The organism is Brevibacillus fluminis, assembly GCF_052072235.1.
Classification (GTDB): Bacteria; Bacillota; Bacilli; order Brevibacillales; family Brevibacillaceae; genus Brevibacillus_D; species Brevibacillus_D fluminis_A.
Genome location: NZ_CM125436.1, coordinates 3,532,249 through 3,556,007, shown reverse-complemented (window position 1 = coordinate 3,556,007; position 23,759 = coordinate 3,532,249). Strand labels below are relative to the sequence as shown.

Below are 23,759 nucleotides of genomic sequence, written 5' to 3'. Positions count from 1 at the left end.
CTGTGTTGCTTTGATCGTAGCTGGACGCCGAACTTATGAAAGCGTATCGGGTTAATCTGCAGCCAGCGGTGAAATCCGATCTGGAGGCTATTGGCGTTGGCACAGAGGCCGCCGAAGAACTTTCATCTTCATCGGAGTTGTAACCTTAGTTGTGTCCTTGGCTTTAAGCTTTATGGTATGGAATGCCTTGAATTACATGTGGAAATAAAACTATGAAGCGAAAGAGGGGTCACAACCGTGGCTCCTCTTTCTTTTTGCATCAAGAGCATAGCTCCCCTGTACCAAGCAGTACATTAGAAGCCCCAAAAGGGAAAGGAAGAGAGTGTATGGAGAATTTTTTAAAGACAGGAATTGCAGCTGGGGGTGCGTCAGCCTCTTTTCTTTATGGCGGGTGGTCTGTACTGCTTAGTGTGCTGCTCGCATTTGTCATTTTTGATTTCATAACCGGCATAGTCGCGTCCGGCATGGAAGGCAAGCTCAAAAGCAAAGTCGGTCAAATCGGCATTGCTCGCAAGGTTTTCATCTTCTGCATGGTTGCGATCGCACACCTAATCGACACGTCCCTTGGCGATCAAAACTTCATCCGAGACACGACGATCTTTTTCTATCTAGCAAACGAGCTACTATCAATTATCGAAAACGCTGGACGCATTGGCCTCCCCGTACCTGACTTGATCAAACGTGCCGTAGAAGTACTAAAAGGAAAAGGAGAACCCAGGTCATGACCCCCCAATCCTTCATCGCCAAAATCGCCCCGGCCGCCGTTGCCGACATGCGCAAAACCCGCATTCCGGCCTCTCTCACCATCGCCCAAGCCATCCTGGAAAGCGCCTGGGGCGAAAGCGGGCTGACCAAAAAAGCGAACAATCTGTTTGGCATCAAAGGAACGGGGATGGCAGGCAGCATCTCGATGCCGACGACCGAATACGTCGGCAAACAGGCTGTAGCCGTGACAGCCGCTTTCCGCGCGTATCGGAGTTGGGACGAATCCATTGCCGACCATTCGGCGCTGATCCTGAACGGTACAAAAGACAAGCCGACACGTTACCACGGGGTGCGGGGAGCGGATTACAAAACCGCTTGTCAGGAGATCGGGAAAGGCGGCTATGCGACCGATCCAGCCTACCCGCGCAAGCTGATCAGCCTGATCGAGCAGTATGACTTGGCGAGATTTGATGGGGATGCGCCTGAGTCGGAGGGAAAAGTGGACAAGGCCGCAGCAGAAACAGTCATCGCTCGACTCGGGGAGATTTGGACAGACGCCGCCGGAAACAAAGCGGTACAGGCTGCTGCACACTATGCGGCCGACGCGCTGCGCCATGCGGCGGGAATTCCTGCGTAAGCGATGACAATACTCTCGCTCTGGAAATGAAATCCAGTCAGGGGTTTTGCATGTTCAACAACCGTGAAAACATTTCGTTTGACATAATCTTGGAAATGGATGGGGACAACTAAAAAGGATTTGGGCGTAGGTACGACTATCTGTCCGGTTAGTAAGGAGAACATCCGATGGACAAAGGGAATTTTCCAAAACTGCAGAGCTACCATGTCATCTTCCTCGTCCAGAATGTCATTACAGGCGAGGGACTTCTCCGGTTGCCGCATACGTTAAGTTTGGCAGGGTACAACGAATGGTGGGTTTTGTTTATACTCGGGATCTTGGCGCAGATTACGCTTTTTCCGATGTACTGGCTTGGTCTGCAATATCCCCATCATAACCTGTTTCAAATCAATGAAATCTTATTGGGGCGTTGGCTGGGAAAATGTGTCTCCCTTCTCTTTATTCTGTACGGCATTCTCACGGTATCAGCGACTTCCCAAAGCTATCTTAGGCTTGTTGGAGCGATAACCCTCCCGGATCGCCCTCTGTTTTTCCCGCTTTTCTGTTTATTCGGCGTTATGCTCTATATTGCCGGGGGCGGCATTAAGTTAATCGCTCGTTTTTGCATCTTGGCCTTCTTCTTTACCTTTTGGATGCTTTATTTTTTGTTATGGCCGATGTCGTATGGCGGAGTCTCACATATGTTTCCGCTCTTTACGGCTAAGCCAGCCGATATTTTAAAAGCAGCAAATGAATCTTACTTCAGTATGTTCGGCTATGAATTGCTGCCGATCTATTTCCCTTATATCGTCAACCAAAAAAAAGCACTCAAACATGCTTCAATCGGAATATGGATGGTCATTCTTTCCTATGCAACCGTTACCTTTGTCAGCATCATGTTTTTTTCAGAATGGCAATTGGCAAATGTCATCTATCCTGTGTTAGGTTTGTTTAAATCAGTAAAACTCTCATTTATTGAACGGGTTGAAAATCTGGGAGTTGCCCTATGGGTATTTTTGATATTATCGACGACAGCAGGCTATTTGTGGATGGCAAAACTGGGGGTTGATTCTGTTTTCTCCAGGAAAAGGGGGGCGCATTTATACCTGTGTGCCATTGTTTCATTTACGCTCATCCTATGGCTTCCTTTGGGAAAAACGGAAAAAATACTGTATCGCGACTGGACGCTATACGGTGGATATTTCATGATCCTGTTCCCCCTGTTTTTATTGGCTGTACACGCCATGAGAAAGGGAGCGGGCAAAAAATTCAGCACCTCGGAGCGATGAGTAGCGGGAGGGAACGCGTAAAGCCAGTGTCCCCCCGTCTACTGCTCCCTGCCCTCCATTTCCCCAAACAACGACTGCGTAAACCGAATCCATTCCCGCGCAGCCAGCGACAAATACGTATTCTTTCGCCAGATCATCGCCAAATGCCACGGGATCGCCGGCTTGACCAGCGTGACGCTTTGGACGCGATTCGGCTGCAGCGAGCGGCAGATGGTCTCAGGCAAAAAGGCAACGCCCAGATTCACGGCGACCATCTCCTGGATAAAATCCCAGTGGGAGCTTTCGTAAAGAACATGCGGGGTGAAGCCGACCCGGTTGCATTCCTCGATGATTCGATCGTGCAGGGTAAAGCTTTTGCTGAAAAAAACAAACGATTCATCCGCAAGCTCGGCAAGCGTCACCGCGTCTCGCTGGGCAAGCGGATGGGTGGGATGGACGATGAGCCGCAGGTTTTCCTTGATGAGCACGTGCGAATCAAACAGCTCGTCATTGACCGGCATCTGCACGACCGCCATGTCCAGCCGGCCGCTCTCGATCTCCGCCTCCAGCTTTTTCGAGCCTTCCTCGACCATGTGAATGTCCAGGCCGGGGTATTTGGCGCGGAATTGGCTCATCACGGTGGGGAAAAAGCTGGCGCCGACCATAGGCGGCAGGCCGATGCGGATCGTTCCTTTGGTGAACGTGGTCAAGTCGTCGAGTTCGCGGGTCAAGCTTTGAAACGAGTCGAGGATGGTTTGGGCATGGGCGACGACCACCCGGCCCGCGTCGGTGCACTCGATTTTTTTGCCGATGCGCGAAAACAAGACGAGCCCGAGTTCTTCTTCCAGATTGCGGATCATTTTGCTCAATGTCGGTTGCGTAATGTGCAGCGCTTCCGCCGCCTTGGTGAAGCTGCGCAGGCGAGATAGCTCCATCACGTACTGCAATTCACGGATGTCCACGAGGCGATTCTCCTTCTATAGATATGTGGCATGAAAAGCATTTTGTATATTCATTTTACCAATACGGCGTATTCCCGTATACATCGACCATACAAACGGATTGCGGCAAGAAGGGATGGGCGAAAGTGAACGGTTTTGCAATTGCCGCGAAAGTGTTGACTCTTCCCTAACCGGAGACAGTATGATTCAAAACGAGGTGATGAACATGTTCAAAATCGGTGATTTTTCCAAACTGAACAAGGTGTCTGTCAAAGCGCTGCATCATTATGACGAGCTGGGACTTTTACCGCCGATGAAGATTGACGAGCAAACGGGTTATCGGTATTATACGGCGAGCCAAATCCCACGTTTGCATCGCATCATGGCGCTTAAAGCGCTCGATTTTTCCCTGCAAGAGATTGCGCAAATCATCGACGGGGACACGTCGGCAGAAGCGATGATCACCCTCTTGCGGCATAAGGAAGCAGAGCTTCACGCTGAGCTTGCATCCCGACAGGAGAAGCTGAATCGCCTCACACACCTGATCCATCATTTGCGAAAAGAGGAGGATGCACACATGTTGCAGTATGATGTCGTGGTCAAAAAGGAAGAAGCCAAGAAAGTCATGTCCATCCGGGAGCATACAGCCGATTACACAAATCAGGGTGCTCTGTGGAATGAACTGATTACACACGTGAGCAACCACCGCGCCAAAATCAGCTCGCCGATTGCCATTTATTACGAGGCAAGCAATGAGGAAGGTGGACCGACTATTGAGGTTGCGGTTCCGGTTCATGAGACGCTGCCGGAAACAAACCGGATTGCGTGCCGCGAGCTGGAATCCGTAAGCGAACTGGCCTGCGTCATCCACAAAGGGGGCACGGACACCTTGACCAATGCCTACACCGCACTGCAGCAATGGATGGAGCACAATGACTACACGCTTGCCGGACCCGTCCGGGAAGTGCACCATGAAGGCTATTTGACGACAGCGGATACAAGCCGGCATGTTACCGAAATCCAAATTCCCGTGAAAAAGGAGAGATAAAGACCCTCCTCCCTGCAAAGAACTCCACCTTCCAAACCCTGGAATTGTTTGGTATGGTTACATCGGAGGGGGGATCATCATGAAGCGTCTTTGGATCGCCATAAGCATTGCAGTTGCTTTTTTGACCGCATGCACAGAGACAACTCCGGATGAGCAAGTGCGGGCTTTAGCCGAAAAAGCCAAAAAGGTCGAATACGAAATTGCCGATTACACAAAAGTGAAAGACGATATTCAGACCATCCTCGAAAGACACGAGAAAATCAAACCTTACTTTACCGAAAAGGAATACCGGTCTATTACAAACAACCGCGTTATGGCCATCGCCACGTTGGTCGCCACTCGCCAAAAAGCCAACATTACCGTGAAAGAGCTGACATTGCAGCCCAAATCGGAGGCTGACAGCGCGCGTTCCTATGATTATACGATAAAGCTGGAATTGACGTATCCGGATGGCCGACCAAGCAAGATAATCGAAGCGAACGGACAGATCGATTTCGTCAAGGAAAGCGAGGGCTGGAAAATTTCTCGCGACTGGGATGGGCATGTATTGGTAAAAGAAATCGATGCTGAGTAGTCGACAGCAAACAAAATGACCGGTGGGCAAAAGCGCCTGCCGGTCTATTTCTGTTTATGATGTTCTCCTTACAGCTGATTGTCGCCCGTGCTTTGGAAAAACTCGATGGACTCCCCGTTTAATCCTTTGACAAAAGCGATGCGTGCCGGTGTTGGCGGCTGATTGCCGAGGACCACATCGCGCGGCCCGTCGGTGAGCACGGCTCCAGCCTCGACCGCTGCTGCGACGGCTGCATCTACATCGCTTGTGCGAAAGGCGATATGAAAATACGCGCCGCTCGGCAAAACTTCACCCGTACCCCAGCGAAAATTTCCATGTAGTTGCCGTCCCCGGTATCGAGCAGAGCAACTTCTTTTGCCCCCTCGCCCCAGCCATGGCGCCGGACAAAGCCAAGTCCTTCCGTATAAAACGCGACGGTTGCTGCGAAATCATTGGCGCGCAGCGCTACGTGATGAAAGCCGCAGCCCGGTATTTTTTCATTTTTGCTCATCATCAAGCCCTCCTGGTTTCTGAATTTTCACATTTTCACAGTACCAAATACGGATTTCCCAGGCAATGCGCAAGTGTTCCCACCAATCCCACTCGAATCAACGATAGGTTACCGCGTGACCGAGCGGGGACTGGCATGGGTAATCGTGTACAGCCAGCCGGTGATGAGGCTTGCGACCATGGCTACCAAAAAGCTGACGAAAAACGTGGCGTGTCCTTGCGAGATCGCTCCGGCGACGATCGGGCCGGCGATGGAACCGACGGACAGGGCAGCGGCGTACAGGCTGAATGCCGTCCCGTAAATGGCGGGCGGGGCGCTTTGCGCCAGCATCGTGGTCATCGCCGGGTACAGCACGCCGAAGCAGGCGCCAAGGATAAAAACGGGCGCGTACAGATTGGCTGGCCCAAAAAGCGCCAAGCTGTACATGGTCAAGCCCAGCACCAACATCGACAAGGAGCAGCGAACGACAGGGGAGATGCGGTTCAACCAAAACTGGCTCAGCATCAGGAGCGAGCCTACCCCCATTACGCTGAATATTATGCCGGAAACCGTCGGGGCCAGATGTTTTTCCTGCAGCAACAGCGGAATCTCATACATGAGCGTTCCGCTGGCAAAGGTGGTGGCGAAGCCACATATATAGGCGGGGTACATCGCATGGGTGGTCATCATGACACGAAAAGCCGAAACTTTTTTCTCCGGCTGCGGTTTGCTCATGGAATGCAGCGCTTTTTTGGTAGGGAGGCTCCAGATCCCGACCATCGACGCCAGCATCATCACGCCGCCAAAAATAAAAAACGTATCGCCGTAGCCGAATTTCGCCGCGAGCAAGCCACCGATGGCCGGTGCGACGATGGAGGCGGCGGTAAGCGCCATTCCTTTTTTGACCATGTAAACGCCCTGCTCCTCCGGTGTCCGCGCCAGCTGGCCGAGAAGCGCAAGGCAAGTCGGGGTGACGAATGCCATCGTGAAGCCAAAAATCAGGCGAAGCCACAGGAGCGTGTCCGGGCTGTCCACCATCCCTTGGCCGACCAATAGCCAGCCTGCCAAAAACAGGCCGGCGCAGATGAACAGCTTTTTGCTGTATCGGTCGAGCAGCGGTCCCGCGATCAGATGGCCGAGCAGGTTGCTCATCGAATAAGCGCCAAGCAAAATGCCGATGACCAGCGTGGTCGCTCCCAATGTTCGTGCATAAGGAGCCAACAGCGGCAATTGCGCATGCATGTCAAAAGAAGCCAGAAACAATATGGCAAGCAGTACCCACACATAAGTCCCTCTCATTTCCTTCCCTCCCTCGTCCCTATGTTATGTACAAGGCAGGGGAAACATGATTGCCGGGTCATGGAGGCAAAATGACAGCGGTTTCCTGCTCTCCCTAAAAGGTAGCGTTCTTCCCTCTCTTTAACTTTACTAACGGACGGCGTTTGTGCACACGATAATATCGTCTGACAAATCTCTTACGAAAGAATGGTGGACAACATGAAAAAAGCTTTTGCGATCGCGACTGCACTTTGCCTGGTGTTCTCTTCCGCTTCTGCATTTGCCAAGACGGAACACGATGGAGCTAAGAAAGGCACCGTTCATACGAAAGCCCATCATAAAATGCACACGAAAGCTCACCATGGCAAAATGCATACAAAAGCGACAAAAGCAGGCCACAAATTCCATATCAAAGCGACTCCGGGCATGCCAAAAACCGGTATGGGTGGCGCAAGCAACTAAAGGTGGAGGAGAGAAGGAGAAATCCTTCTCTTTTTTATCGTTAAGAATAAGGAGACAAACGAATGACGAATCGACCGCTTGCTTATTTCGTACTCATTCTTCTCTTTTGCAGCGGCTGTGCAGCAACCACCCCGGAACCCGCACCAGTCCGCGAGCAGCAGTTATCGCTCGATCAGCATGTTGAACCAAAACTCTATTCGGTCCCGCACATCAAACTGTACACCAAGCCTGCTGTTCCGCCGCAGCCGATCATGCCCGACCTGCTTGAGATCCCGTCCATCAAATTGAAGGCGCGAGTGGAGCCTGTCGGCGTCACCCCGAAGGGGAACATGGGGGTGCCGAAGGAATTTGATAAGGTGGGAATTTTGGCGCCATGGACAAAGCCCGGCGAAAAAGGAAATGCCGTCATCTCCGGTCATTTTGACCACTATACCGGACCTGCGATTTTTTATCGTCTGCGCGATCTGAAGCCAGGCGCCAAGGTGATCGTCTCCAATGGAAAAGGGAAGCGAATCAATTTTGTCGTAAAAGAAGTTGTCTCGTACCCAACGGCGGATGCCCCTCTCAAAAAAATTTTTGGGCAGGCAACCAAGCCGCATTTGAACCTGATTACTTGCTCAGGCCGTTTCAACAAAAAAACGCAGGAACATGCGAGAAGGCTGGTTGTATTCACCGAGCTTGCGGACCCCGAACCCATGGAAGCACCACACATGGGTGCACATAAAACCAAATAATGTCCGGTGAAAACGAACAAACCAGCCTGCAAACGGGCTGGTTTGTGATTGGAAATATGCAGGTCATTTGGTAAAAATGTGATGGCCGATCTGCTTGATTTGCGGGCGGCTCCAAATCCACTTGGATGTGGCGGTTGTCGGGTTAAAGTAATAGAGCGCATTGCCGGATGGGTCCCAACCGCGGACCGCGTCTTGCGCAGCCAGATAAGCGGTGGAATTAGGCGTCAGCCAAAATTGTCCGTCATCGGTCGCTGTAAATGCGCCAGCCTGGAAAATGACATTTCGAATCGTTTTCGGGAATTTGGGCGATTGCAGACGGTTCATCACGACGGCTGCGACTGCGACTTGTCCGGTATACGATTCTCCGCGTGCTTCACTGTAGACGAGGCGTGCCAGCAAATCCATTTCCGTTGCATTGACGGAGTATTTTTTCAAAGTCCCGATCGTCTTGCTGCCAGCGATTCCGTCGACGTCGAGGCCATAATCTTCTTGAAAGCGGATGACCGCCTGTTTCGTTTGGCTTCCGTAAATACCGTCCAGTTTGCCCACGTCATATCCCATTGACTGGAGACGATATTGCAAATCCCACACATCCCCGGCTTGGCTGCCTGTTTGCAGCACGGTTGCAGCTTCCACAGGTGAATGCGCGACAAACGTCGTGGAGCACAATACCAGGAAGGAAAGTGCCCACTTGTAAAATCTTTTCATGGTTGACCTCCTCCTTCTTTCCCTATTGTAGAGAGTCAAAAAAAAGATGCAACGCAAAATCGTTGGGAGGAGTGGCAGGTCTTCCCGGCTGGTTTTCAGCTTGCTTTTGTGTGAAGGAACATTTTATAATTGCTTTAGGTAGCTTAACAATGAAGGGTGCGAACGTATTTCCATGAATGCCGAACAAATCGACCTCCATGCGATCGTCAAAGAGATGAATGAAGCGAATTACGCGATGAGTGTGATGATTTTGCAGGAGTACCAAAACGCGCTGGATACAGAAATTACAGCAAAGCAGACGATCTTGCTGGAACTGGTCCAAAAGCATTCACAGCTGACCGTCAGCGAAATCGCCGAGAAAATGAAGGTGTCTGCAAGCGCAGTCAGCCAAATCATCAGCAAGCTGGAAAAAGCGAGGTATGTGCGGCGGGAGATCAATCTGCAAAACCGCCGGGAAATCCTCGTTCGGCTCGATGAAATGGGCATTCAATATTTCATCAAGGAAGAAATGATGGAACGGAACGTTGTCGAACGCTTCTATTCGAAGCTGGATGCACAAGAGGTGGTCACGATGAAAAACATCGTCCTCAAGCTGAAAGGGATCGTCGAACGAGAGTTGAGCCGCGATAAAGAAGGAAGTGGCGCGTAAGCAAATCGCAAATCCACCGCGGAGGGGACACAGTCGCCCTTGCACATCCAATTGTTAAGTTATCTTAACTATTAAGTTTTATATAAAAATAGGACGAAAAGGGAGAGATTCGCGTGAAAACGAAGCAAGAGCGGTTTGCCCATTTATTCGGCACTTTGGCAGAAAAGCAGCTTTTCAATGGCGTTGTCCTCGCGGCGGAAAACGGAAAAGTCATCTATCAGGCGGCATATGGCGTTGCCGATCTCGCATCAGGGCGCAAGCTGGAGATCGATAGCGTGTTTGAGCTGGCCTCCGTTTCCAAACCGATCACCGCCCTTGGCATGATCAAGCTGGTGGAGCAAGGCAAGGCCAGCTACGATGAGCCGATCGGCAGATGGCTGCCAGACTTGCCGTACAAAGGCATCACGATCCGCCATTTGCTGAACCACACGTCAGGTTTGCCCGATTATATGGAGCTGTTTTCCATCCATTGGGACCGAACCAAAATCGCGACGAATCAAGATGTGCTGAAGATGCTGATCGCGCATCGACCGCCTGTCTATTTTGAGCCCAATGAAAGCTGGCTCTACAGCAATACAGGCTATGTGCTGCTCGCGATCCTCATCGAAAAGATCGCGGGCAAAAGCTTTTCATCCTATCTAAAAGAGGAGTTGTTCACACCGCTCGGGATGAACCATACACAGGTGTATAACCGCCGATACAGGAAGGAGCAGATCGAAAATTACGCATACGGCTACGTGTACGACCTCCATGCCGATTGCTATGCGCTTCCCGATTTCGTTGCCGACATGGATTATGTGGTCTACCTGGACGGAATTCAGGGGGACGGCACGGTCAATTCCACACTGGCCGACCTGCTGAAACTGGATCAGGCGTTGTACACCGGCCAGCTTGTGAGCGGTGAAACGTGGCAGGAAATGGTTGCGCCCGTCCACTTGAACAATGGTGAGACGTTTGATTACGGCTTTGGCTGGCTTTTGGAAGAAAACGAGGAAAAAGGCCGAATCATGAGCCATACCGGAGGCTGGCCTGGGTACTCGACCATGTTGAGTCATTATCACGATCACAATAAAACATTGATGATTCTCCGCAACTTCGAGCAGGAGGCGGAATTTGAACAGGCCGTCAATATGGCAGCGGAAAACATTTTGTTCGATTTGCCGAGCGACCTCCCGACTGCGCCCCCGAAAAAAAAGCTGGCCAACATCGATCCAGCCATCTATTCCGCCTATGTGGGCAACTATGTGCTGGACAATAAGGAGCAAACGGCGCTGACGGTGACGACCGAGGAGGGGCGTCTGTATTTGCAGGCCGAAGGCAACATGCGTGTCGAACTGTATCCGTTAACGGACACGCGCTTTTTCGTTCGGTCGGTTCCGATTGAAGTGGAGTTTGTCCCAAGTGAAACAAAATGCGCCGACAGCATCATGATCAGCGAGGACGGGCATCGATCGTCAGCGCGACGGGCGTAAGCGGCTTAGAGCCTTTAACAAAACTTGTCCTCAAACAGCAAAAACAAATAAAAATACTGCGGTTCGCTCACATTGGAAAAGACGAATTCCACTCTGCGCTGTCCCGCCGATTGCGTCAAGGAATAGGGAACTTTGCGTTTCTTCAATTTTTTTACCATGGCCGAAGCCTCTCTCCATGATGCGGTAAACCGATAATCATTCAGCATGACCAATCACCCCCCATCACGTAGTGTACGCCTGGCTTGCCCCAAACCATACGTATGCATCCAGACAAATCTTGACGAATGATAAGTAGTACCGTATAGTTCTAAATATGAATACGAAAACAAAAGCTTCCAGAAGGTCCAATCGGTCCAAAGTGATTGAAACAGCTGCTGATCTCTTTTTGCGAGAAGGCTATGCGCAAACCAGCATGGACGAGGTGATGCAGATCAGCCGCGTGTCCAAGTCCAATATTTATTACCACTTTCAAGGAAAGGAGGATTTGCTGCTGGCGGTTGTCGAGTATTGGATCGACATGTATGAAACGGCCATTGCCGAACTGGTCGCCCAGGACGAAAAAACCGTGAAAGAGCGGATGCAGTCGTTTATTGACATGCTCACCACGGCGATCAACGCGCGCAACTGTCAGGGCGGATGCCCATTTGTCTCCCTGTATGTGCAAAGTCCGCGAGATGCCGGTCAGGTCAAACAACGAATCACCCGTTTTTTTGCCGAACTGCCGCCTGTCTTGACGCGCTTGTTCGAGCAAGGACGGGCGCGCGGGGAGTTTCGCCCGGATGTATCGGCCGCTTCTGCTGCCGCTTTGTTCATCGCAGCGCTCGAGGGAGCCCTCGTATTGGCGGAAACGACACAGCATCCAGAGATCATTCAGGAGACGGCAACCCATTTTTATCAACTGCTTCGCGGCTGAGGAAGCAGTTTTTTTACAGCATTAATTAGAACTGTATGGCACTAATTCGAGGAGGGCAATTGCATGAAACTTTTCGTGACAGGTGGAACGGGTGTGATTGGCAAGGAGGTTCTCAAGCAACTTCAACATGGTGATGAAGAAATTTTCGTGTTATGCCGCTCGAAGGAAAAAGCAGAACGGCTGTTCAACCAGCTAGGGGTGGGGGAAAGCGGGCGGATCGATTTTTTGATCGGCGATTTGCAAAAAGAACGGTTGGGACTGGACGCCGCCGCCTATGAAAAGGCGCTGACGACAGACGTCATCATCCACGCCGGCGGGACGATGGACATTACGCTTGCGGCGGAGCTGGCCCGAAAAACGTTTCGCGACGGGGCGGTTCATTTGGCCGACCTCGCCCGCACAATTCACCAAACGCGCGGCTTGCGGCAGTTTGTGCATGTCGTCGGCTACATGAGTCCGTTTGGTGACGAGAACGTCGATCGGGAAGCCGACGTGTTTTCCATGGATTCGTTTTTACAAGGGGAAGGCGCCTATGAGCGGATGAAATTTTTGGCTGACCTGTATATTCGACAGCAGGCGCAAACACACGGCTATCCATTGGCGGTAATGAATCCGTCAACCGTCATCGGAGCACGACCGACCGGCGAGACGGAACAGGTAGGCGGTCTGGGGATTTTGGTGGATGCGATGAACCGCGGGCTGATGCCGGTCATCCCGGGTGGAGCCAATCATTGGCTGCCGCTCGTCACCAATGATGATGTCGCGCGTGCCGTCGTCAGGGTAGTCCGTCAAGCGCAACCGACCAGCGGCACATACACCTTGCTCGGCGACAAAGCGACGAGCCATTCGATGCCGCAATTGCTCGCTTTGATGGCGCGGCAAATGAGGATTCCGGTGCCGAAGCTCGCCATTCCGCTCGGTTGGATGCAAAAGGCGATGGGCTGGGGTTTGGCGCGAATGACCGGAATCCCGAAGGAATCGATGGCCTTTATCACCGAGCGGGAATTTCCCAATGAAAGCGCGAAACAGCTTCTCGCGGTGAACGGTGGCGAAAACGAGCGATTGTTTTTGGTTGATGACGTTCTTCCGTTTGCGATCGCGGATTTGGATTACCGATTGACAAACCAGCCAGGCGCAGGACTGGAGCAGTTCGAGCGACGTCGCCTGGCGAATCTGTCCGCTTTCTATAAAAAAGGAACCGGCCAGCCGTGGGTCTTGCTGCACGGCTTGTTTAGCCATGCGGAGGCGCTGCTGCCACTGGCTACTCAGCTTCATGAAAAGACGGGAAATCCCGTCTGGCTGATCGATTTGCCCGGATTCGGGCGCTCGCCTTCGCTGGATACGGAAACCGGCAGCGAGTCTGTAGAAACGATCGTAAACGCACTCCATGAGTCGCTGGCTGCTTTGCCTGATCAGGGACCCATCCGCTTGGTCGGACATTCGTGGGGGGCGTATTTGGCTGGAAACGTCGCGCCGCGGCTGGGCGCCAAACTGGATCAGCTCATTTTGCTCCAACCCGCTTTCGAGGCGCCGCATGATCGGCTTCTGAAGTGGGCGAGCGCCACACCGAAGCTGCTGCGATTGATGCTGCGCCGTCTTCGTCCAAGCGCATGGGCGAAGCGGATGATCGACGCCGGCGCGTTCTCGTCTGCCAGCGAGCACGTGCCAATCTATGCGAAACAAGTCGCAGACAGTCTGCGTTCCCGGCGCATCGCCTATGCCAATGCCCACGCGATGCAGCTGCTGTTCCATCGTGCATCCCCATTGGCGCCGGACGATCTTCTGGGCAGCCGAGCGACCATCGTGTGGGGCTTGCATGATAAAGCTTACACGCTGCCGGCAGAGTATGCCGGGCTTGCGGCCATCATGGTTCCGTATGATCACCAATTCCCGCTCGCTCATCCGGAAGAGACTGCAGCGCTCTTGCATGACCATGTTTACGGCTTTGGCGGTTGTTCAGAAAATGTTCAGTCACATCCTGTACGATTGAATGGAGGGAAAACGACAGTCAATAGCTTATCTTGGCAGCAAGAGGATTTTGACCACCTCGGATAAGCGGGAAGCGAGGAATTGTCTTGAAAACGGTTATGATCGTGGACGATGCCGGATTCACAAGATCCATTCTGCGCACCATCATCGAATCATTGGGTTTCACGGTGGTGACAGAGGCCAAAAGCGGGGAGGAAGCCATCATGCTGTACCGCATGTACCGCCCGGACCTCATCACGATGGATATTTCGATGCCCGGTATGGACGGTTTGTCGGCATTAGAAAAAATCATGGAGATCGATCAGCAGGCGAAGGTGATCATTTGCACGGCGAGAGGGCAAAAAGATTTGATCGTCCGGGCCATTTCCGTGGGCGCGATCGATTACGTGGTAAAACCGCTGCAGCGCGATCGGCTGGAACTGTCCATTCAAAAAGTAGCGACACGTTGTTAAAAGATTTTTTCGGCAATGCTGGGCATCATCTACTAATGCATATATCAGTCGTTACTGTTACGATCAGTACATTCACGTACACTCTTCCGATCACGATGTTTGTGGTCGGTTTTTTCTTGTACAGATCGGAATTTATCAAATTCCGATCCAGGATAAGGGCAACCGCAGCTTCGCCAAAAGGCATGGCGCAGGCAGGTTTTTTAACGCAAAATTCGTTGACAGATCGTGCGGAGTCGGAAAGAATGGATGAGATGACCTGATTTTGTGTTGATAGAGTGGGAGAATGATGGATGGTAAAAGCGATAAACTATGTAAAGCAAAGCATTAGCCGCCGCTTCGTCTTTTTGATGCTGTCGGTCTTGACGCTGATTATTGCCGGCGCCCTGACAGCCTTTTGGCTGAATTACACGACGCTGGAACAGCATCAAACGATCGAAACCGAGCTGCAGCGCAAGCAGGAGCTTGTTTCGGAAATTTCCTATCATACCACCCAATTGTTTTTCCGCGTGCGCGGTTATTATGCGTTCAAAAACAAGCAGGAATATACAGAAATTTTTCAGGAGAAAAAAAAGCTGGAACAGTCGCTTGCCGCATTTTCCAGGCTGAAGCTCAGTCCTGAAGAAGCCGAGCTTATGAAATCGATCCGGCACTTTTTTGACGGCTACTTTGCCGTTACGTTGCCAAAGGCAGTCGAGATGGTGGACCGGGATGACTACGATTCACTGCGCAAGCTGTCCTCATCCGGGCTCAATCAGACGGTGAACGAGCTGGTGGCCTATGCCGATGAATTCAAGAAAAACAGCGAACTCGAGCTGAAAAAAGAGAACGAGGCGCTGTCCACCGCGATTTCCGGGCAGGGAATCCTGTTTTTGCTCTACTTTCTCGGCATTCTCGCGGCCGCCGTTTGGGCAACGTTCCGGGTGGCGAGGGATGTAGGCACGTCGCTCACACACTTATCCACTGCGACGGACAAAATTGCAAGCGGTGAATATGTGATGATGCCTGAAATGGATCGATCGGACGAAATCGGCCATTTGTCCCGTTCGTTCCATTCAATGATGGTGCAAATCCAGACGAAGGAAGAAGAGCTGCTGATGCAAAATGAGGAGCTGCAGGCACAGCAGGACGAACTGCAAATGCAGCAGGAGGAATTGCAGGAGGCGCTCGCCAAAACGGAAGCCAATGAGCAGTATTTGGAGAAGCGGAACCGGCTGATCATGTCGCTTGCCAACACGTTGAACAAGCAGGAGCTTTTGACCAGCATCATCCGCAATATGGTGGAAGTGACCGCCTCGGACAAAGGGATCATCGTGCTCTTGAATGAATCGCGTGATCACGCCGGATTCGGAATCGCGCCGGAAGGGATCAGGCAGTTTCTCGACCAGCTCGAGTCCGGGATGTTGGTACGGATCAGGGAAACCCTTCTCCCGTATCAGATCACGCGGAAGCAGACCGCAGGAGAGAGGGGCTATCATGTAGAGGAAACAGATGGCCATGATCTGTTCTTGCCGGTATTGTCGGCTAATAATGAGCTGATTGCCTGCATGGTCCTCACACGCCTGGGCAAGCCTGCTTCCGAGCAGGAAATGAAAGAAATCACCGGATTAGCCAAACAAATCTCCTTGTCGCTGGAGAAGCTCGGGATGTATGTAGAAACGGAAAAACAGCGGCAGCTCACGCAAGACATTCTCGATACCCTCCAGGAAGGTGTCCAGCTGCTCGATCCTGCCGGCGTCACGATCCAGGTCAACCGAAAGATGTTCGAAATTTTGGGGCAGTCCGAACCAATCGGACAGGTACATACCCCGCATGAACAACTGTTCCTTTATCTGCAAAAATACGTAAGCGAGCCGGAAAAAATGCTCGCATTCATTACCGATGCGGTTACGGGGAAAACGCGATCGACCAAAACGTTTGTTTATGAAGTGAACCTGGAGCAGAAACGATACATCCAGATGTACAACGTCCCGCTTTACCGTGGAGCGGACAAGCTGGGGACGCTGCTCGTTCATCGCGATATTACGCGAGAGTACGAGATTGATCAGATGAAATCGGAGTTCGTCAGCACGGTCAGCCACGAACTGCGGACGCCGCTTGCGAGCGTGCTGGGCTTTGCCGAGCTGTTGCTGCACAAGCAGCTACCTGCTGACAGGCAGCGAAAATATATGCAAACCATCCACCAGGAAGCGACCCGCCTGACCAATTTGATCAACGATTTCCTGGATTTGCAGCGGATGGAATCCGGTAAGCAAAATTACAACATGGCACCGCTAAACGTGATCGAGATTGTCAAAGAAGCGATTGAGCTGCAGCGCGTGAACACGCGCCTGCACCGGTTTGTGTTCGAGCCGAAACAGCCTGTCGCACTGATCACAGGGGATGCGGACAAAATCCGCCAAGTCTTTACGAACCTGCTGAGCAATGCTGTCAAGTATTCGCCCGCCGGCGGAGCGGTTGTGATCACGTGCGAGGAAGAAAACGGCTGTGCCAAATTGGATGTGCGCGATCAAGGTTTGGGAATACCAGAGGAATCGCTGCCCCATCTGTTCACCAAGTTTTATCGGGTCGATAACTCGGACCGGCGGGAAATCGGCGGAACCGGCTTGGGACTGGCCATCGTGAAAGAAATTATCGGCTTCCATCAAGGGACGATCGATGTCTCCAGCGAGTTCGGCCGAGGCAGCACGTTTACCGTCCGGCTGCCCCTTGCGCCGGATGAACAACGCGTGGGGCAGGCGGAAGCGGCGGTGACTGTACACCCGCAAAACGTTTCTGCAGGCGGCCAGATTGTACTGGTGGAAGACGATGTCAATTTGGCGGAACTGTTGCGCACAGAGCTGGAGAGCAGTGATTTTACGGTGTTCCATTTTGCCGACGGGCGCGAAGCCGTCCAGCAAGTTGCGCAGCTTCAGCCGGATGCAGTGGTGCTCGATCTGATGCTTGGTGCCGGGATGGACGGATGGCAGGTCATCACGGAAATGAAGGAGAATCGGGAAGCGAGCCGCATTCCCATCCTGATTTCCAGCGCATTCGAAGAAAAGAACAAGGCATGGGAGTTGGGGGCAAAAGGCTATCTGGTCAAGCCATACCATCCGAAAATGTTGACGGAAGTGTTGAATGCGACCATCGCGCGCCGAGAGCGCGCCGGCCAAATCTACGTGCCTGATCCGGATACCCGATCGGATGGATGATCTTCATTTGTCCAAAAGCAGACTCCAAATTTTTTCTCTTATTTCTGGTAACCTTTTTTCCCGAATAATGGATGGTCTTTCAACCACTTACGATTAAGTGGTGAAGGATGTGGCAGCACGATCGCAGGCTTGTTGTTGATTACACGATTTTGAAAGACCAAGTCTGCAAAATCCTCATCCGGAAACAAAAATTTTGCAGCTCTCGACCCGATGATTATAAATAATTGGTTATCTACCGAATCCAATTCTTTTGTCAGCCATTTTCTTGCACAAGACAATGGCGGAGGGTTGTCTCCGCCTTTTGCGTTTTTGCCAGGGAAACTGTGCGATAATGCGGTAATATAAAAATTGTCTTCATTATAAAAGATATCTTCGGTTATTTGATACCATTGGTATTTCAGTTTCGCCCCTGTGGGATCGTTGAACGGTTTTTTTGTTTTGTGAACATTATTCGAGGGAGCTTGACTTATTTGCATGATTTTGGAGCGTTCATTCCCATGAAAAATGGGAACGGGTGTGAACCCAAACTTTTCTTTACAATCTTGACACATAAGAATGTTTTTTTTCATTTTATTGAAATCCATTGTTGAGCTCCTTACATGTGATACAAAAAAGGATGGCCCGCTTGCCATCCTTTTTTGTGTTCTCCCTTACATCCAGCGTTCGCCCCATTGGCGAATGGAGGCCATGACCTGTTCGAGATCATTGCCTTTGTCTGTGAGCTGATATTCGATGCGGACAGGGATTTCCGGATAAACCTTTCGTTCGATAATGCCGCACTCCTCCAGCTCCTTTAATCGCTCGGCGAGCATTTTGTCGCTCATGTGCGGTACCATTTCTTTTATCTCTTTGAACCGGGTTGAACCGGTCAACAACACGTGCAAAATCAATCCCGTCCATTTTTTTCCCAACAGACTGACGGCCTCTTCAAATTTGGGACACATCGCGGTTTTGGGATGGTTCTGTTCAGCCATTTGTAACACCCCCGTACAAGAACTTAGTATTACTGTACCACAAGCACTAAAGAAAAGTAAGTGGGTAAGCGTGACTTCCCTCATCATACCCAAAAAAGCCACGTAATTGTCACGAAAATGTACGATCGGGTAAATTTCCTGGCCAGACATAACTTGCCAGGCGTGGGAAATAATAAGAAGCGATTGAAAGGGACGGAGGGTACGACATTATGCCGGGCACCATAATTACATTTTTCCAAATGGGCATGATCTTGATGATGAGCATCGGGCTGATGAACCATGTCATCGTGATTCCGCTGATTCTGTCATCGTCGGGGCGGGATGCGTGGATTGCTGTGCTATGCTCGGGTGCCGTCTTTGTTGTCTTTACCATCCTCGTGGTCATGATTGCCCGGCTGAGCAAGCAGCAGCCGCTGCCCTTATGGCTCGAAGCCATCTATGGGCGTTTCATCGCCCGTTTTATCTGCTGGTGTGTCTCGCTGTATTTGTTTTTGCTCGCATTGGTTACGCTGCATGACACCTTGAGCTGGATGCACGTGTCTTTTGCGCAAAGCACCCCGATGATCGTGCACGTCCTTTTGTTTACGACAATCTGTTTTGTGAATGCATTTGCGGGAATCCGTTCCATTGCGATAACCGCAGGAATGCTGCTGCCGATTGTTGTCTTGCTCGGTTTTTTTGTGATGACGGCCAACTTCCATCATAAAGACTACACATATCTGAAGCCGTTTTTGTTTCATGGGTGGGAGCCGGTCTGGCACGGAATGATTTTCACAGGCGCCGGTTTTTCCGAACTGCTGGTTGTAATCTTTCTCCAGCATCATCTGAAGAAAAAGCTCGCCGTCCTGCCTGCGGTTGTGCTCGCGGTGATTTTGGTCGGCTTGACACTCGGGCCGACGATGGGGGCCATCAGCGAATTCGGGCCCAATCTGGCTGCCAATTTGCGCTATCCGGCTTACGAACAGTGGCGCCTGGTCAATATCGGCCTGTACATTGAGCATGTCGATTTTCTCAGCATCTACCAATGGCTGACCGGCGCATTTATTCGGGTTTCGCTGTTCTTTCACCTCATCATGGATTTGACGGGATTGCTCCGCAGACCTGTGAAGTGGATTCCGCTTTGCTTCTTTTATTTGCTGATTGTCGGTATGATGTTATATCCGATGACGGATGAGACGTTTTTGTTTGTTCTCACGAATTATCTCATGCCGGCATTCCTGATCTTCTCCTTGGTGGCGAGTATCATTTTTCTGTTCACCGGTATTCTCTCCAAAGCGCGTGAAAGGAGGCGGGCGACAACATGAAATTGATCGGACCGCAATTTTTGTTGGACATCGTGGCAGACTGCGACGATGTGCAAGCGGATTCCTTCCTGCTGCAGGAGTCGCCGCCCATGCGTGTCTACCTCTATTACTGTGAGGGCATGTGCAACGCGAGGATGATCAACCAATCCATTATGCGCGAGCTGTTCTTTTTCTACCGGAACCATGTGGTGACAGATGAGACGAATGTCGAAGAGCAGGTGCCGTTCCAGATGATTCGCGTCGATGAGCAGGACGAAAGCAACATCGCCAGACGTCTGTTCAGCGGTGAGCTCATTCTGTATTTTGAAGTGCCGCGGGGGACGTATTGTGTCGATCTTGCCGAGCCGCCGCATCGTTCCCCGGAAGAGCCGGCGACAGAGGTGTCGATCCGCGGGCCAAAGGATGGATTCACCGAGGAGCTGATGATGAATGTCGCGTTGGTGCGTAAACGGTTGAAAACGAGCAAGCTCGCCGTAGAACATTACATCATGGGGGAAAACTCCAAAACATTGGTCGCCTTGCTCTACATGCGCGGAATCATTGAGCCTGGCGTGCTGGCAGAAATCCGCACGAGGCTTGAGCGGGTTCGTTCGACTGGCATTTTCAGCACCTCCCAATTGGAAGAGAAGCTGCTTGATTCTTCGTTTAACTTTTTTCCGCTTTACCAATATACGAGCCGGGCGGACTTTGCTGCAAACAGTCTGGAGCACGGACGGTTTGTGTTGATTATCGACGGCGTGCCGTCAGCGGTGATTGCGCCGGTCAATATGACGTTTTTGCTCAATTCAGCGGAAGATGCCAACACGCCGGCGATTTTTGTCGCGTTCACCCGCCTGTTTCGCCTGTTCGGCATGAATTTGGCGATCTTTTTGCCTGGGTTCTGGATTGCACTCCTCACGTATCACCAGGATCAGATTCCGCTGACGCTGCTCGCCACACTGGTCATCTCCAGGCAAGGCGTACCGATTCCCTCCCCCTTGGAAGGGATCACCATGATGCTTTTATTCGAATTGCTGAAGGAGGCGGGGCTGCGGTTGCCTTCTGCGATCGGTCAGACGCTTTCGGTCGTCGGGGGGCTGATCATCGGGCAGGCGGCGATTAGCGCCGGCATGACCGCTCCGGGAATTCTGGTGATCATGGCGATCTCGATTGTCGCAACGTTTACGCTCGGCAATCAAAACCTGGTCAACGTCGTCAGCCTGCTGCGCCTGTTCGTGCTTCTTGTGTCCTCGATCCTCGGGATGTTCGGCTTTTTGTTCTCGCTCCTTGTGATCACGCTGTATTTGGCCAACTTGCGGTCATTTGGGATGCCTTATTTGTCGCCGCTTTCGCCGCCGATCGCAAGCGATCTGTACAAAGTGCTGTTCCGCATTCCGTGGCTCAAATCGGACAGACCGCCGAAAATCTTGTCACGCGGACGGGGAGGCGGGAACAAATGAGCAGGCTGAGCAAACATGTAAGGATCGCGGCCGCGATCGTACTTGTCGCATGCTTGCTCAGCGGCTGCTGGGGCATGCGCGAGCTGGAGCATCTCATGTATGTGAACTCGATCGGGATCGATTACAAAGACAACAAGTATATCGTGTATTTTCAAATCGTCGGCTTCAAAAACGTCGCCAAAGTCGAGGCAAGTGGAGGCTCCAACACCAACCAGCCGACCGTCGTGGGCAAGGGGGAAGGCAATTCGCTCGATCAGGCGGTCTTCAATTTGTACCGGACCTCGCAGCAGCGGCTCGAATTCAGCCATATCCGCACGATTTTGTTTCACAAACGCGCGCTGGAGGCGAAAATCGTCAAAGATATGCTGGAGCAGATCAATCGCTACTACGAGTTTCGGTACACGGTGTGGGTGGAGGCGACAGACAGGCCGATCGAGGATGTTTTTTCGACCTATCCGCTTTTGCAAACCTCTGTCCTCTACTCCCAGCTGAATGATCCGCACGATATTTACACGCAAAGCTCCATCATTGAACCGATGTTTCTTTACACGTTCATCGCGGATTGGACAGAACCGGCTCGCACGGTATTGGTTCCGTATTTGGCCATCAACGACACCCAATGGCGAGAGGGGGAAAAGCAGGTCCCCAAGCTGCTGCAAGGGGGCGTTTGCTTCCTTTATCAAGAACATTTGAAAGGCTGCCTGACGCGGACGGAACTGCTGGGGCTGCGCTGGCTGGACAAAAATACCGTCCGCACGCCGATCGTCATCGAGGAGAACGGGAAAAATTATGGGCTAGTGGTGATGGATACGATCAAGCCGAAGATAAAAGTTCGTCTGCAGGGCGAGCAGCCTGTATTTTCCGTCGAAGTCGAGGTGAGCGGTGTCATTTCCGAGCTGCTGCACAATCTGTCGCCGGCCCAGATGAATCGGATCGCCGAGAAAAACATCGAGCGGCAGATCAGGGAAACGTTTGCGGCAGGGGTAAAAATAAAGGCGGATGTATATAATTTGGAGAGCTGGATGTACCGAAATGAGCCATCGATGTGGAAGAAAGTAGCCAAGAATGGAGGAATGCGGCTCACGAAAGAATCACTCGGACAAATAAAAGTAAAGGCGACAACAAAAAGCGGGGGGCTCGCCAAGTTTCATATGCTCGGGACGCAAGAAGAACGGAAAAACCGTTGAAGGTGGGTACAATGACTTGCCGGAATGTGAGAAGACGTGCATACTAATGAAGGTCTGCAACATTTTCCACGTCCTGTATCCACCTTGCCTGTTTTTCAGCCATGCCCAAGGGCGACATACCAAGCAAGAAGCAATTGGAAAAGTTGTCAGTATGTTAAAATAATTTTTATTGACAAAATTACGTTGTTTAAAGGAAAATAAGAGAGAGAGAATCGGAGAGGAAGATGTAGCATGAGAGACGCGCGTTTAGATAAATTGGCAGATGTGTTGGTAAATTATTCGACAAGAGTGCAACCAGGTGAAAACGTTTTAATCAATGCGATCGGCAACGTATCCGAACTGGTAAAGGCGCTGATCCGCAAAGTGTATGAGGCTGGCGGCAATCCGTTCGTACAGCTGATTGATCCGCAAATCAACCGCGAGCTTTTGCTGGGCATCAACGAAACACAGCTGGGCTTGATGAGCGAGTCGGAAGTCGCATTCATGAAAAAGATGGATTGCTTCATCGGCATACGCAGCGGTGACAATATCAATGAGCTTTCCGATGTGTCGGATGAAAATCTGTCCCTGTACTCCCGCCTGCTGCAACGCCCTGTGATGGATATTCGCGTGCCGGAAACCAAATGGGTCGTGCTGCGCTATCCGAACCCGTCCATGGCGCAACTGGCGAGCATGAGCACGGCGGCATTTGAAGATTTTTATTTCGATGTGTGCACGATGGATTACAGCAAAATGTCTGCGGCGATGGACTCGTTGGTCGAGCTGATGAACAAAACGGATAAAGTGAGACTCGTCGGACCGGGTACCGATCTGTCTTTCTCCATCAAAGACATCCCTGCGATCAAATGTGCGGGCGATGCAAACATTCCGGACGGGGAAGTATACACCGCGCCGGTGAAAGATTCGGTCAATGGCGTGATTTCATTCAACGCGCCTACCCCTTACCAAGGCTTTACGTACGAAAACGTCAAGCTGACTTTCAAGGACGGCAAAATCATCGAAGCGACCGCCAACGATACCGTCCGCTTGAACAACGTGCTGGATACGGATGAAGGCGCGCGCTATGTCGGCGAATTCGCAATCGGGGTCAACCCGTACATCAAAAATCCGATGAAAGACATTTTGTTCGACGAAAAAATCGATGGCAGCTTCCACTTTACCCCAGGCCAATGCTATGATGAGGCCTACAACGGCAACAAATCCTCCATTCACTGGGACATGGTCATGATTCAGCGTCCGGAATGGGGAGGCGGCGAAATTTGGTTTGACGATCGTTTGATCCGCAAAGACGGCCGTTTTGTGGTACCAGAGCTGGAGTGCCTCAATCCGGAAAACCTCAAGTAAATGCGAAACATCCCCTTTCTGACCGGAAAGGGGATTTGTTTT

The 23,759-nt window shown here is 51.6% G+C and carries 25 protein-coding genes; 17 read left to right on the top strand and 8 right to left on the bottom strand.

The window, feature by feature from the left end; genetic code table 11:
* Positions 1-326: 326 nt before the first annotated feature.
* From ACTID9_RS17685 to ACTID9_RS17675, 3 genes are all read left to right on the top strand, one after another.
* Positions 327-725: a phage holin family protein gene (locus tag ACTID9_RS17685; RefSeq protein WP_441066077.1), complete on the top strand. Its 399-nt coding sequence runs from the start codon at positions 327-329 to the stop codon at positions 723-725.
* Positions 722-1,342, top strand: coding sequence for a glycoside hydrolase family 73 protein (locus ACTID9_RS17680; protein ID WP_441066075.1), 621 nt, complete (start codon positions 722-724; stop codon positions 1,340-1,342). The genes ACTID9_RS17685 and ACTID9_RS17680 overlap by 4 nt, the downstream gene beginning before the upstream one ends.
* Positions 1,343-1,509: 167 nt before the next feature.
* Positions 1,510-2,610, top strand: a complete 1,101-nt coding sequence (locus tag ACTID9_RS17675) for a GerAB/ArcD/ProY family transporter (protein WP_441066073.1) — start codon at positions 1,510-1,512, stop codon at positions 2,608-2,610.
* 38 nt (positions 2,611-2,648) lie between these two features.
* Here the strand turns inward: ACTID9_RS17675 and ACTID9_RS17670 are convergent, their stop codons facing one another.
* Complete coding sequence (locus tag ACTID9_RS17670) at positions 2,649-3,551, bottom strand: LysR family transcriptional regulator (RefSeq protein ID WP_441066071.1); 903 nt, start codon at positions 3,549-3,551, stop codon at positions 2,649-2,651.
* Between the two features lie 205 nt (positions 3,552-3,756).
* On the opposite strand from ACTID9_RS17670, the gene ACTID9_RS17665 reads away from it, so the two are divergent.
* Both ACTID9_RS17665 and ACTID9_RS17660 read left to right on the top strand, forming a co-directional pair.
* Positions 3,757-4,578, top strand: coding sequence for a MerR family transcriptional regulator (locus ACTID9_RS17665; protein WP_441066069.1), 822 nt, complete (start codon positions 3,757-3,759; stop codon positions 4,576-4,578).
* 79 nt (positions 4,579-4,657) lie between these two features.
* Positions 4,658-5,152: a hypothetical protein gene (locus tag ACTID9_RS17660; protein ID WP_441066067.1), complete on the top strand. Its 495-nt coding sequence runs from the start codon at positions 4,658-4,660 to the stop codon at positions 5,150-5,152.
* Between the two features lie 68 nt (positions 5,153-5,220).
* Here the strand turns inward: ACTID9_RS17660 and ACTID9_RS17655 are convergent, their stop codons facing one another.
* The 3 genes from ACTID9_RS17655 to ACTID9_RS17645 form a co-directional block, all read right to left on the bottom strand.
* Positions 5,221-5,352, bottom strand: a complete 132-nt coding sequence (locus ACTID9_RS17655) for a hypothetical protein (protein ID WP_441066065.1) — start codon at positions 5,350-5,352, stop codon at positions 5,221-5,223.
* A 35-nt stretch (positions 5,353-5,387) separates the two neighbouring features.
* Entirely contained in the window at positions 5,388-5,645 is a 258-nt protein-coding gene (locus ACTID9_RS17650) for a VOC family protein (RefSeq protein ID WP_441066064.1), read from the bottom strand.
* Between the two features lie 105 nt (positions 5,646-5,750).
* Positions 5,751-6,920 carry an MFS transporter gene (locus tag ACTID9_RS17645; RefSeq protein ID WP_441066062.1) on the bottom strand — a complete coding sequence of 390 codons (1,170 nt, stop codon included), beginning with the start codon at positions 6,918-6,920 and terminating at the stop codon, positions 5,751-5,753.
* 198 nt (positions 6,921-7,118) lie between these two features.
* Between ACTID9_RS17645 and ACTID9_RS17640 the strand changes: the two genes are divergently transcribed.
* Together ACTID9_RS17640 and ACTID9_RS17635 are read left to right on the top strand one after the other, a co-directional pair.
* A complete protein-coding gene (locus ACTID9_RS17640) occupies positions 7,119-7,361 on the top strand; it encodes a hypothetical protein (RefSeq protein WP_441066060.1) in 243 nt (80 codons plus the stop codon).
* A gap of 62 nt (positions 7,362-7,423) precedes the next feature.
* Positions 7,424-8,095, top strand: coding sequence for a class F sortase (locus ACTID9_RS17635; protein ID WP_441066058.1), 672 nt, complete (start codon positions 7,424-7,426; stop codon positions 8,093-8,095).
* Between the two features lie 63 nt (positions 8,096-8,158).
* Here the strand turns inward: ACTID9_RS17635 and sleB are convergent, their stop codons facing one another.
* Positions 8,159-8,803, bottom strand: coding sequence for a spore cortex-lytic enzyme (gene sleB, locus ACTID9_RS17630; RefSeq protein ID WP_441066056.1), 645 nt, complete (start codon positions 8,801-8,803; stop codon positions 8,159-8,161).
* 172 nt (positions 8,804-8,975) lie between these two features.
* Between sleB and ACTID9_RS17625 the strand changes: the two genes are divergently transcribed.
* Both ACTID9_RS17625 and ACTID9_RS17620 read left to right on the top strand, forming a co-directional pair.
* On the top strand, positions 8,976-9,452 hold the full coding sequence (locus ACTID9_RS17625; RefSeq protein ID WP_441066054.1) for a MarR family winged helix-turn-helix transcriptional regulator: 477 nt from the start codon (positions 8,976-8,978) through the stop codon (positions 9,450-9,452).
* Between the two features lie 113 nt (positions 9,453-9,565).
* Entirely contained in the window at positions 9,566-10,924 is a 1,359-nt protein-coding gene (locus tag ACTID9_RS17620) for a serine hydrolase (RefSeq protein ID WP_441066052.1), read from the top strand.
* Positions 10,925-10,938: 14 nt separating this feature from the next.
* On the opposite strand, the gene ACTID9_RS17615 is transcribed toward ACTID9_RS17620, so the two are convergent.
* Positions 10,939-11,082 carry a hypothetical protein gene (locus ACTID9_RS17615; protein ID WP_441066050.1) on the bottom strand — a complete coding sequence of 48 codons (144 nt, stop codon included), beginning with the start codon at positions 11,080-11,082 and terminating at the stop codon, positions 10,939-10,941.
* Between the two features lie 155 nt (positions 11,083-11,237).
* Here ACTID9_RS17615 and ACTID9_RS17610 point away from each other — a divergent pair, with 155 nt between their 5' ends.
* From ACTID9_RS17610 to ACTID9_RS17595, 4 genes are all read left to right on the top strand, one after another.
* Positions 11,238-11,837 (top strand): TetR/AcrR family transcriptional regulator, encoded by a 600-nt coding sequence (locus ACTID9_RS17610; RefSeq protein ID WP_441066048.1) that lies wholly within the window; start codon positions 11,238-11,240, stop codon positions 11,835-11,837.
* A gap of 63 nt (positions 11,838-11,900) precedes the next feature.
* A complete protein-coding gene (locus tag ACTID9_RS17605) occupies positions 11,901-13,892 on the top strand; it encodes an alpha/beta fold hydrolase (RefSeq protein ID WP_441066046.1) in 1,992 nt (663 codons plus the stop codon).
* A gap of 20 nt (positions 13,893-13,912) precedes the next feature.
* Positions 13,913-14,278, top strand: a complete 366-nt coding sequence (locus ACTID9_RS17600; protein ID WP_441066044.1) for a response regulator — start codon at positions 13,913-13,915, stop codon at positions 14,276-14,278.
* A 290-nt stretch (positions 14,279-14,568) separates the two neighbouring features.
* A complete protein-coding gene (locus tag ACTID9_RS17595) occupies positions 14,569-17,469 on the top strand; it encodes an ATP-binding protein (RefSeq protein ID WP_441066042.1) in 2,901 nt (966 codons plus the stop codon).
* 38 nt (positions 17,470-17,507) lie between these two features.
* On the opposite strand, the gene ACTID9_RS17590 is transcribed toward ACTID9_RS17595, so the two are convergent.
* Together ACTID9_RS17590 and ACTID9_RS17585 are read right to left on the bottom strand one after the other, a co-directional pair.
* On the bottom strand, positions 17,508-18,053 hold the full coding sequence (locus tag ACTID9_RS17590; RefSeq protein ID WP_441066040.1) for a uracil-DNA glycosylase family protein: 546 nt from the start codon (positions 18,051-18,053) through the stop codon (positions 17,508-17,510).
* Positions 18,054-18,119: 66 nt separating this feature from the next.
* Positions 18,120-18,443 (bottom strand): winged helix-turn-helix transcriptional regulator, encoded by a 324-nt coding sequence (locus tag ACTID9_RS17585; RefSeq protein ID WP_122916626.1) that lies wholly within the window; start codon positions 18,441-18,443, stop codon positions 18,120-18,122.
* Between the two features lie 209 nt (positions 18,444-18,652).
* On the opposite strand from ACTID9_RS17585, the gene ACTID9_RS17580 reads away from it, so the two are divergent.
* The 4 genes from ACTID9_RS17580 to ACTID9_RS17565 all read left to right on the top strand — a co-directional run bounded on the left by ACTID9_RS17580 (position 18,653) and on the right by ACTID9_RS17565 (position 23,717).
* Entirely contained in the window at positions 18,653-19,747 is a 1,095-nt protein-coding gene (locus tag ACTID9_RS17580; protein ID WP_441066038.1) for a GerAB/ArcD/ProY family transporter, read from the top strand.
* Positions 19,744-21,186, top strand: coding sequence for a spore germination protein (locus ACTID9_RS17575; RefSeq protein ID WP_441066036.1), 1,443 nt, complete (start codon positions 19,744-19,746; stop codon positions 21,184-21,186). Before ACTID9_RS17580 ends, ACTID9_RS17575 begins: the two co-directional genes overlap by 4 nt.
* Positions 21,183-22,373, top strand: coding sequence for a Ger(x)C family spore germination protein (locus ACTID9_RS17570; protein ID WP_441066034.1), 1,191 nt, complete (start codon positions 21,183-21,185; stop codon positions 22,371-22,373). Before ACTID9_RS17575 ends, ACTID9_RS17570 begins: the two co-directional genes overlap by 4 nt.
* A 231-nt stretch (positions 22,374-22,604) precedes the next feature.
* Entirely contained in the window at positions 22,605-23,717 is a 1,113-nt protein-coding gene (locus ACTID9_RS17565) for an aminopeptidase (RefSeq protein WP_441066032.1), read from the top strand.
* The last annotated feature ends 42 nt before the right edge of the window (positions 23,718-23,759 follow it).

What these genes read in the sequence shown, in the direction of transcription:
- ACTID9_RS17585 (WP_122916626.1), bottom strand. Translation starts at nt 18,443, where the DNA reads ATGGCTGAACAGAACCATCCCAAAACCGCGATGTGTCCCAAATTTGAA.
- ACTID9_RS17625 (WP_441066054.1), top strand. Translation starts at nt 8,976, where the DNA reads ATGAATGCCGAACAAATCGACCTCCATGCGATCGTCAAAGAGATGAAT.
- ACTID9_RS17615 (WP_441066050.1), bottom strand. Translation starts at nt 11,082, where the DNA reads ATGGTAAAAAAATTGAAGAAACGCAAAGTTCCCTATTCCTTGACGCAA.
- ACTID9_RS17575 (WP_441066036.1), top strand. Translation starts at nt 19,744, where the DNA reads ATGAAATTGATCGGACCGCAATTTTTGTTGGACATCGTGGCAGACTGC.
- ACTID9_RS17660 (WP_441066067.1), top strand. Translation starts at nt 4,658, where the DNA reads ATGAAGCGTCTTTGGATCGCCATAAGCATTGCAGTTGCTTTTTTGACC.
- ACTID9_RS17580 (WP_441066038.1), top strand. Translation starts at nt 18,653, where the DNA reads ATGCCGGGCACCATAATTACATTTTTCCAAATGGGCATGATCTTGATG.
- ACTID9_RS17565 (WP_441066032.1), top strand. Translation starts at nt 22,605, where the DNA reads ATGAGAGACGCGCGTTTAGATAAATTGGCAGATGTGTTGGTAAATTAT.
- ACTID9_RS17650 (WP_441066064.1), bottom strand. Translation starts at nt 5,645, where the DNA reads ATGATGAGCAAAAATGAAAAAATACCGGGCTGCGGCTTTCATCACGTA.
- ACTID9_RS17595 (WP_441066042.1), top strand. Translation starts at nt 14,569, where the DNA reads ATGGTAAAAGCGATAAACTATGTAAAGCAAAGCATTAGCCGCCGCTTC.
- ACTID9_RS17685 (WP_441066077.1), top strand. Translation starts at nt 327, where the DNA reads ATGGAGAATTTTTTAAAGACAGGAATTGCAGCTGGGGGTGCGTCAGCC.
- ACTID9_RS17675 (WP_441066073.1), top strand. Translation starts at nt 1,510, where the DNA reads ATGGACAAAGGGAATTTTCCAAAACTGCAGAGCTACCATGTCATCTTC.
- ACTID9_RS17605 (WP_441066046.1), top strand. Translation starts at nt 11,901, where the DNA reads ATGAAACTTTTCGTGACAGGTGGAACGGGTGTGATTGGCAAGGAGGTT.
- ACTID9_RS17645 (WP_441066062.1), bottom strand. Translation starts at nt 6,920, where the DNA reads ATGAGAGGGACTTATGTGTGGGTACTGCTTGCCATATTGTTTCTGGCT.
- ACTID9_RS17635 (WP_441066058.1), top strand. Translation starts at nt 7,424, where the DNA reads ATGACGAATCGACCGCTTGCTTATTTCGTACTCATTCTTCTCTTTTGC.
- ACTID9_RS17640 (WP_441066060.1), top strand. Translation starts at nt 7,119, where the DNA reads ATGAAAAAAGCTTTTGCGATCGCGACTGCACTTTGCCTGGTGTTCTCT.
- ACTID9_RS17665 (WP_441066069.1), top strand. Translation starts at nt 3,757, where the DNA reads ATGTTCAAAATCGGTGATTTTTCCAAACTGAACAAGGTGTCTGTCAAA.
- ACTID9_RS17610 (WP_441066048.1), top strand. Translation starts at nt 11,238, where the DNA reads ATGAATACGAAAACAAAAGCTTCCAGAAGGTCCAATCGGTCCAAAGTG.
- ACTID9_RS17680 (WP_441066075.1), top strand. Translation starts at nt 722, where the DNA reads ATGACCCCCCAATCCTTCATCGCCAAAATCGCCCCGGCCGCCGTTGCC.
- ACTID9_RS17570 (WP_441066034.1), top strand. Translation starts at nt 21,183, where the DNA reads ATGAGCAGGCTGAGCAAACATGTAAGGATCGCGGCCGCGATCGTACTT.
- ACTID9_RS17590 (WP_441066040.1), bottom strand. Translation starts at nt 18,053, where the DNA reads ATGGATTTCAATAAAATGAAAAAAAACATTCTTATGTGTCAAGATTGT.
- sleB (WP_441066056.1), bottom strand. Translation starts at nt 8,803, where the DNA reads ATGAAAAGATTTTACAAGTGGGCACTTTCCTTCCTGGTATTGTGCTCC.